This window comes from Streptomyces aureus (genome assembly GCF_001418135.1).
Classification (GTDB): Bacteria; Actinomycetota; Actinomycetes; order Streptomycetales; family Streptomycetaceae; genus Streptomyces; species Streptomyces aureus_A.
Genome location: NZ_LIPQ01000181.1, coordinates 1 through 7,376 on the forward strand (window position 1 = coordinate 1; position 7,376 = coordinate 7,376).

Consider the following 7,376-nt stretch of genomic DNA (forward strand, 5'->3'; position numbering starts at 1 on the left):
GGCCTGCCGGGCGGCGGTCCGCGACGAGCCCTTCATCTACCCCGGCGCGGAGACGGCCCTGATCCGCACCTACCTCGACCGCGCCGAGCAGGGCAGGCCCCTGCCGGACAAGGCCGTCACGGAACGCAAGGAGGAGATCCTCAAACTGGTCGCGGAGGGCCACAGCTCCAAGGAGATCGGTGACCTCCTCGTCATCAGCCCGAAGACGGTGGAACGCCACCGCGCCAACCTCCTCCAGAAGCTCGGCATGCGTGACCGTCTGGAGCTGACCCGGTACGCGATCCGGGTGGGCCTGATCGAGCCCTAGGGCGAGGTTCCGGGGCTTCCCGGGGCCGGGTGTCCAGGGGTGTCTTGTCGATCGGCCCGGATCAGGGTGCGGCACCAGACGCCGCGAGCCCGGCATGATCGGCAGGCCACCCCCCTAGGGGTTGGCGGTCGGGGTGAGGGCGGTCCGGTGCTGGTAGAGGAGGACCGGTGCCGGGTCCGGGGGCTCGTCGGCCGGGAAGAAGCGGGCCAGCTCGTGCCGGCCGCTGATGCGTAACTTCCGGTACGAGTGGGTGAGATGGGACTCGACGTTCCGCAGGCTCACCTGGAGCAGCCGCGCGATGTCGCGGTTGCTCATGCCGCGTGCGGCCAGTTCGGAGACCTGCCGCTCCGTGGGGGTGAGCAGCGACTCCGTCGAGTCCTTGCGCGGGTCGGGGCGTCCGCCCGCGTCCCGCAGCTCCCGCTGCACCGCCTCCACGAGGCCGTCGGCGCCCAGGGAGATGCCGACCTCGTTGGCACGGTGGAGCAGTTCGCGGGACCTGCGGGGCGTGCCGCTCTGCCGGTGGGCTCGCCCCGCCGCGTACAGGGCGTGGGCGAACAGCAGGGGCGCCGGGGTGGGTTCGAGAAGTTCCACGGCCCGGTCCGCGAGCCGCAGCGCCTCACGGCCCGAGCTCGCCGCCGCCTCGGCGACCAGGGCCCGGCCGAGCGCGAAGGGGGCGCCCCAGCGGTGGGCGAGCGCGGTCTCCTCCTGGGCGGCGCGGCGGGCCGCGGCCACGTTGCGCCGGGCCAGCTGGAGCGCGGCGCGGGTGGAACGCCAGGGCAGGATCGCCGGGTTGACGATGCCGCGCCGGGCCAGCTCCTCCTCGCAGTGGGCGAGGAGCACCAGACCGCGCCGCGCCTCACCGAGCCGGCCGAGGGCGCGCCCGGCGCTGTGCAGGAGGTGCAGCCGCCACCAGGTGACCGGCCGGTCGCCGGGCAGCGGCGGGGCGTCGTCGAGGAGGGCCCCGGCCGCGGCGATGTCGTCCCGTTCCATGGCGACGTCGATGAGCACGCTGCGGGCGAGCGGTCCCACGTGGAACCGGCCGGCGCGGATCCGGGTGAGCAGGTCGAGCGCCTCGCGGGCGTCGTCCTCGGCCCGGACCAGCTGTCCGCGGTGCAGCTGCACCAGACCGCGTACGGCCAGCGCCTCGGCGATCCGGGTCGTGCTGCCGTCGGCGCGGGCGAGTCCGACCTCGGTGTCGATGTGCCGCCGGGCCTCCTCGACGTCGCCCGCCCACAGCTGGGCGAGCAGCGCCTGGTACCAGCGGGGGGAGCCGTACGGGGCGCGCGGGACGGACAGCAGCCGGTCGGCGATCCGCCGCGCCGCGGACGCCGAGTCGCCGGTGGCCGTACGCAGGAGCAGGACGCGCAACAGCCGGTCCTCCTCGCCGGGGTGACGCCCGTGACGGGAGGGGTGACCCGCGTCGCCGTGGGTGCCGCCGTCATGACCGCCATCGCCGTGGCCGCCGGCGTCATGACCACCGTGGCCGTGGAATCCGTCGTCGTGGAATCCGTCGCGCTGGGATCCGTCGCCATGGCCCCCGGACCCGTGGCCGCCGCCCTCGGAGCGGCCGCCGTCGTGGAACCGTACCTGCGCCATCGCCTCGCGCAGTCGTGCCGAGGCGGCCGGGTCGAGCGTGCCCGCCGTTTCCCGCCGGACCTCCTCAAGGATCTCCAGCGCGCCCGCGGTGTCGTCCAGGCGCAGCCGGAGATCGGACAGCCGCAGCGCGTGCCGGAACCTTTCGGTCGGCGCGGTGACGGTGGAGGTGTGTGCGGTCAGGGCGCGAGCCGCGGCGGGCAGGTCGAGGCCGCTGAGGGCCTGGATCCGCAGGGCTTCCGCCCGGTCCTCGTGGCCCTCGGGCACACCGTGCAGGACGGCCTTCTCGATCAGCCGGCGGGCGCCCGCCGGATCGTGCTCGACCACGCCCTGGGCGACCTCCATGAGGAGTTGCGCCATCCAGGGTTCGTCCAGACGGTGGGAGCGCAGCAGATGGGCGGCGACGTCCTCGCTCGGATCGCCGCGGTGCCGCATCCTGCGGGCGGCGAGGCGGTGCAGTTCGGCGCGCTCGGCGCACGGGATGTCCTGGTAGAGCAGCCCCGCGAGGAGGGGGTGGCGGAACTTCATGTCGTGGGGACAGAGCAGTCCGGATTCCGTGAGTCTGCTGATACATCGACACGCGTCCTCGGTGGGGACGCCGCAGAGGTCGGCGAGGAGGGCGGCGTCCACCGGACCGCACAGGATGCTGGCGGCGCGGGCGATCTCCAGGGCGTACGGGTCGATCCGCCGGAGCATGCACAGGATGCGCTCCTTGACGGCCTGGAGCCCCAGTCGATCGTCCGGCGGGTCGCCCGGTACCCGGCCGGCGACGCTCGCCTCGGTGGAGTCCGCAGGATGGGCGGGGCGACGGGGATACCCGGGAGACGCGGGGTACCCGGGATGCCCGGGAGACGCCGAATGACCTCGCCCCGGCAGACCGGGAGGACCGGGCCGTCCCGGCGGCCCCCCGAGGTGACCCGTGCCCGCGGGGACGAGGGGGCCGGAGCGGCCCGTCGGGCCCGTCCGTATCTGCTCGGTCAGCAGGTACGGGTTGCCGCCGGTCCCGGCGACCAGCGCGTCCACGGCCTCGTGACCGTGGCCGTGGCCGCACAGCGACGTGGCCAGATCGAGCGCCGCGCTCGGGCTGAGGTCGCTCAGATGGATGTGGCGGTCAGGGCGCAGCCCCTCCATGAACTCGACCAGAAGGTGCTGGTCACTGGCCGGTTCGCCGCAGCGCTTGGTGGCCAGCAGGACGACGGGGAGGTTCTCCAGACGGCGGCTCAGGAAGCCCAGCCACAGCAGCGAAGGGCAGTCGACGTGCTGGACGCTGTCGACGGTCAGCAGGATCGGGGTGCGCCGCGCGGCCCGGCCCACGCTCGCGCACAGCTCCGCGAGGAGCGGGTAGTCGGGCTCGGTCCGGCCGCCGCCGTGCGGGGCGCCGTAGGCGGCGAAGGTGCGGTCCCAGCCGTGCGCGGTCTCCGGCAGCGTCCCCAGCAACTGGTGCACGACCCCGAGGGGGAAGCGCTGCTCGGCCGGTGAGGCGGTGGCGGAGAGGACGGTCATGCCCTGGTCGCGGGCCGTTTCCTCGGCCCAGCGCAGCAGCGAGGTCTTGCCGGTGCCGATGATGCCCTCCACCAGGGCGACCGCGCCCGCACCCGCTCTCGCGGCGTCCAATATCTCGGTGATGGTCTTCGATTCCTCGCTCCTGCCGAACAGCTCCTTGGGCACCGCCCCACACCTCCCTGCCGAACAGTGGAATGACTCGGACGAGGTCGCCACTTCGGCAGGGGGAGGCCATGCGGAAAAGCTGTGGAGCCGGCGCCGTCAAGGCCCTTTTCAGGTCATGGCCCGAACCGCCGCCGTCATGCTGGAAATGCCTTCTTCAGACGACGTGGAGACCGGTCGAAGTCCTCCACGCCGATCCCCCGAACACCGGTGAACGGCCCACACCTCCGAGGATCCCGACGCTAACACGGGGGCGGCGATATTTGTACAGCGGATCCCGACGCACGGATTCCGAACGTATTCCTTCGGCCATTGCTTCGGTGCCCCCGTATTGAGGTGAATGGGGACCGCACAGGTACGGTCGGCACCGATGTGCGGCGGTGACCAGTGAACGGCCCGGAAAGCGATTGCCCCCGATCCGCGAGTTCACCACCGGCCAATTGGCGTAAACCTGATGGAGGGAGCGGTACCGCGTGTCCGCGATCAGCGAGGAGCTCCGCACCGAACAGTTCGTCATGTCCCTGCGCGGAGTCGTGCCGTACGTGTACGAGCAGGCGTGGCAGGCCGTCCTGGACGGCACTCCCCTGGCCCGCACCACGCTCCACCGCGGGCCGGACGGCCTGCTGCACCGCACGCTGCGGCCCGAGGCCCGCTTCCGGCTGCAGATCGTGGACTGGCGGGCCACCCGGGCCGAGGTGCAGGACGCCCGGCTCGCCGAACGCCTGGCCGGCGAGTCCGCCGCCGGACTGCCCCTCGACCGGGCCCCGTTGATGTGCGCCACCCTCATCCGTCGTTCCGACCGCGACTGGACCTTCGCCTGGCGGTACGCCCGCGAGCTGATGGACCGGCGGGCGGGGCTCCGGATCCTGGAGGAGGCCGCGGACGCGTACGCGGTACTGCTGCGCGGCGGGATCCCGCGCCGTGCGGCCGCCTCGGCACGGTCGCGTGCGTCCCTGCCGGGCACGACGTCACCGGTCGCGGCGTCTCCCGTTGCGGCACCACCCGCCATGGCGCCGGCCGTGACGGCGCCGCCCTTGACGGCGCCGCCCTTGACGGCTCTGCCGAGCAGCCACCTGACCGGCGTACGGACCCGGGGACCGGTGGCCCGGTGACCGGCGACACCTCGGTGCGGCTGTTCTGCCTCCCCTTCGAGGGCGCCTCGGCGGGCGTCTACCTGCCCTGGGCCGAGGCCCTCGGGACCTCGGTGGTCGTCACCCCCGTCGAACTCCCGGGCCGCGGCCGCCATCCGCGCGGCCGCCCCTGCGGCCGGCTCGAACCGCTGCTCGCCGAGATCATCCCGTACGTGGCCCGCATGCGTGACCGCCCGTTCGCCCTCTACGGGCACGGCTTCGGCGCCCTCCTCGCGTACGAGATCGCCGCCCGTCTGGAGTGGGAGTACGACGCGGTGGCCGAGCGGCTGTACGTCTCCGGGGCCGGCGTCCCGTACCGGCCGGCCCCGGAACACGCCGTCTCCCAGCTGCCGGACGCCGAGCTGCTGCGCAGGCTCGGCCGGCGGGGCCGGATCCCCCCGGGCGCCCTCGACCCGTCGCGGGCGCCCCGCGTGCTGCCCGCGCTCCGTGCCGACCTCGCCGTCCTGGAGTCGTACCGGCGCGACCCCCGCCATGTCGTGCACTGCCCGGTCACCGCCATGGGCGGCGCCGAGGACCGGAGTGTCAGCGGGGCCGATCTGGCCGGCTGGCGCCGGTGCACCCGGCGGTCGCTGCGGGTGGACACGATCCCCGGCGACCACTACTTCCCGCTCACCGCCCGATGGGAGCTGCTCGACACCTTCAGTCGGGACCTGATGCGCCCCCGGGTCCGTGCGTCACGCGCCGTCGTGGGCGGCCGTCCCCGCGTACCGGCCGGTTCCCGCGCGTACGAGCCGGCGGTCGGTCCCGGAACCGGCAACAAGAGTTGTCCGGTCTCCCCGGCGTCCCCATCCTGGCCGGCGGAGGTGACCGCATGACACCCACGCATGGCACCGGAGGCCTCGCCGGTGACGCCCTCGGCGCCGAGGACAAGGGCGAGCGCGAAGCCGGGCGCAGAGGCGAGCACGAGGCCGGACCCCCGGACGGACTCCCGGACGGGCACACGGCCGAAGCCGCGGACGGACTCACGGTCGGACACACAGCCGAACCCGCGGGCGGACTCGCGGTCGGACCCGCGTGCGAACCCACAGGCAGCAGCCCCGGGGTCGAGTACGAAGCGGAGGACCGCGCCGGGCACCCGGCCGAGCAGGAGGCCGAACTGCACGCCGGCTTCCTGACCGAGGCGGCGCACTGGCTGCGCGGGCTGTTCGGCCCCCCGGACCGGGCCACGGCGGCCGTCCGCCGGATCCTCGACGTCGGCAGCGGCCCGGGCGTGGCCTCCCACGCCCTCGCCGACGCCTTCCCCGAGGCCCACGTCCTCGCCGTGGACCGGTCGGCCGCCCTGCTCGCCCGGGCCGAGGCCCGGGCCGCGGAGCACGGGCTGGCCGACCGGATCACCACGCAGCGGGCCGAACGGCCCGAGGAATTCGCCCGGTCGGGCCCCGTCGACCTGATCTGGACCGGCAACGTCTGCCGCCACCTCGGCGACCAGCAGGCCGCCCTGCGCAGCCTGGCCTCCGCGCTGCGGCCCGGCGGGCTGCTCGCCGTCGCCGAGCGGGGCCTGCCGCCGCGCTTCCTGCCCCGGGACATCGGCATCGGCCGGCCCGGGCTCCAGGCGCGCCTGGACGCCGCCGTCGAGGAGCAGGTCACCGCCCGGCGGTCCCGGCTCCCGGGCGCCACCTCCGTCGTCGAGGACTGGCCCTGTCTGCTGGCCTCGGCCGGGCTCGTGCCCGCCGGGACCCGTACGTTCCTCATCGAGTTCCCGGCACCTCTCGACGTACCGGTGCGCCGGCATCTCCACACCCGGCTGCACGGGCTGCTCGCCGACCTCGGCGAGCGCCTCGACCTCGTGGACCGGCTCACCGTGGAGCAACTCCTCGACGGGGACGCCTGTACCGGCGTGCTCTGGCGCCCCGACGCCTTCTATCTGACCGCCGTCACCGTGCACACCGCGCGGTTGTGCCGGCCCCGCGCATCCGCCTGATTCCGGCCGGTGAATTTGTCACCTTGGCGAAAAGCGGACGCGAAAAGGAAAGACAAACGAATTAACTAAGGAGATTAGCAGCACAGGGTTCCCGCAATGCCCCCGAAGCGCGTCCCCCGCCCTCGGGGGCTTCGGCATGCCCTGAATCCGCACCCCTTGCTCGTCGCCCCGCCACCCGTAGGGACTCCCCCTCCGCAGATTCTTCGGTCAGCCCTACGGTCCCACCGTATTGAGGCCCTCACCCCCGCACTCCTACGTTCCTTCCCAGAACAGCCGCTTCGGAAAGGGACCGATCCGGACGGCACTCGGCGATGGACGGAGGACGCGTGAAGATACGGATTCTTGGCCCGCTGCACGCCGAGACGGACGGAGTTCCGGTCGTCCCGAGTGCGGCGAAGACGCGACAGATCCTCGCGCTCCTCGCGCTCCACCCCGGCCGGCCCGTTCCGGTGGCCACGCTCAAGGAGGAACTCTGGGGCCCGCTGCCGCCGTGCAGCGCGCACAGCACCCTCCAGACCTACATCCTGCGGCTGCGCCGGGCCCTGGCGGCCGCCCTCGGCGGTCCGTACGGGTCGGAAGGGGCGACCCGGAACACGACGGGGACGGCGACCGGAAAGACCGGTGCCACCGGTCCGGCGCGGGCCCGGGACCTGCTGGCCACCGGTCACGACGGCTATCTCCTGCGGATCGCCGACCAGGACGTCGACGCGCTCGCCTTCGAGCGCGCCGCGCAGGCCGG

The 7,376-nt window shown here is 73.9% G+C and carries 6 protein-coding genes; 5 read left to right on the forward strand and 1 reads right to left on the reverse strand.

Annotation, left to right across the window (positions count from 1 at the left end; all coding sequences use genetic code 11):
- A partial coding sequence (locus AOK00_RS16970) for a response regulator transcription factor (protein ID WP_173861577.1) occupies nt 1-307 on the forward strand: 307 nt, incomplete at its 5' end.
- A gap of 114 nt (nt 308-421) precedes the next feature.
- On the opposite strand, the gene AOK00_RS16975 is transcribed toward AOK00_RS16970, so the two are convergent.
- Nucleotides 422-3,568: a helix-turn-helix transcriptional regulator gene (locus AOK00_RS16975; RefSeq protein ID WP_055601152.1), complete on the reverse strand. Its 3,147-nt coding sequence runs from the start codon at nt 3,566-3,568 to the stop codon at nt 422-424.
- A gap of 470 nt (nt 3,569-4,038) precedes the next feature.
- Between AOK00_RS16975 and AOK00_RS16980 the strand changes: the two genes are divergently transcribed.
- The 4 genes from AOK00_RS16980 to AOK00_RS40375 all read left to right on the forward strand — a co-directional run.
- Nucleotides 4,039-4,677 carry a hypothetical protein gene (locus AOK00_RS16980; RefSeq protein ID WP_055601153.1) on the forward strand — a complete coding sequence of 213 codons (639 nt, stop codon included), beginning with the start codon at nt 4,039-4,041 and terminating at the stop codon, nt 4,675-4,677.
- Nucleotides 4,674-5,531: a thioesterase II family protein gene (locus AOK00_RS16985; RefSeq protein ID WP_055601154.1), complete on the forward strand. Its 858-nt coding sequence runs from the start codon at nt 4,674-4,676 to the stop codon at nt 5,529-5,531. Before AOK00_RS16980 ends, AOK00_RS16985 begins: the two co-directional genes overlap by 4 nt.
- Entirely contained in the window at nt 5,528-6,637 is a 1,110-nt protein-coding gene (locus AOK00_RS16990; RefSeq protein WP_079042042.1) for a class I SAM-dependent methyltransferase, read from the forward strand. Before AOK00_RS16985 ends, AOK00_RS16990 begins: the two co-directional genes overlap by 4 nt.
- Before the next feature lie 326 nt (nt 6,638-6,963).
- On the forward strand, nt 6,964-7,376 hold a 413-nt coding region (locus AOK00_RS40375; RefSeq protein WP_254047390.1), incomplete at its 3' end, for an AfsR/SARP family transcriptional regulator.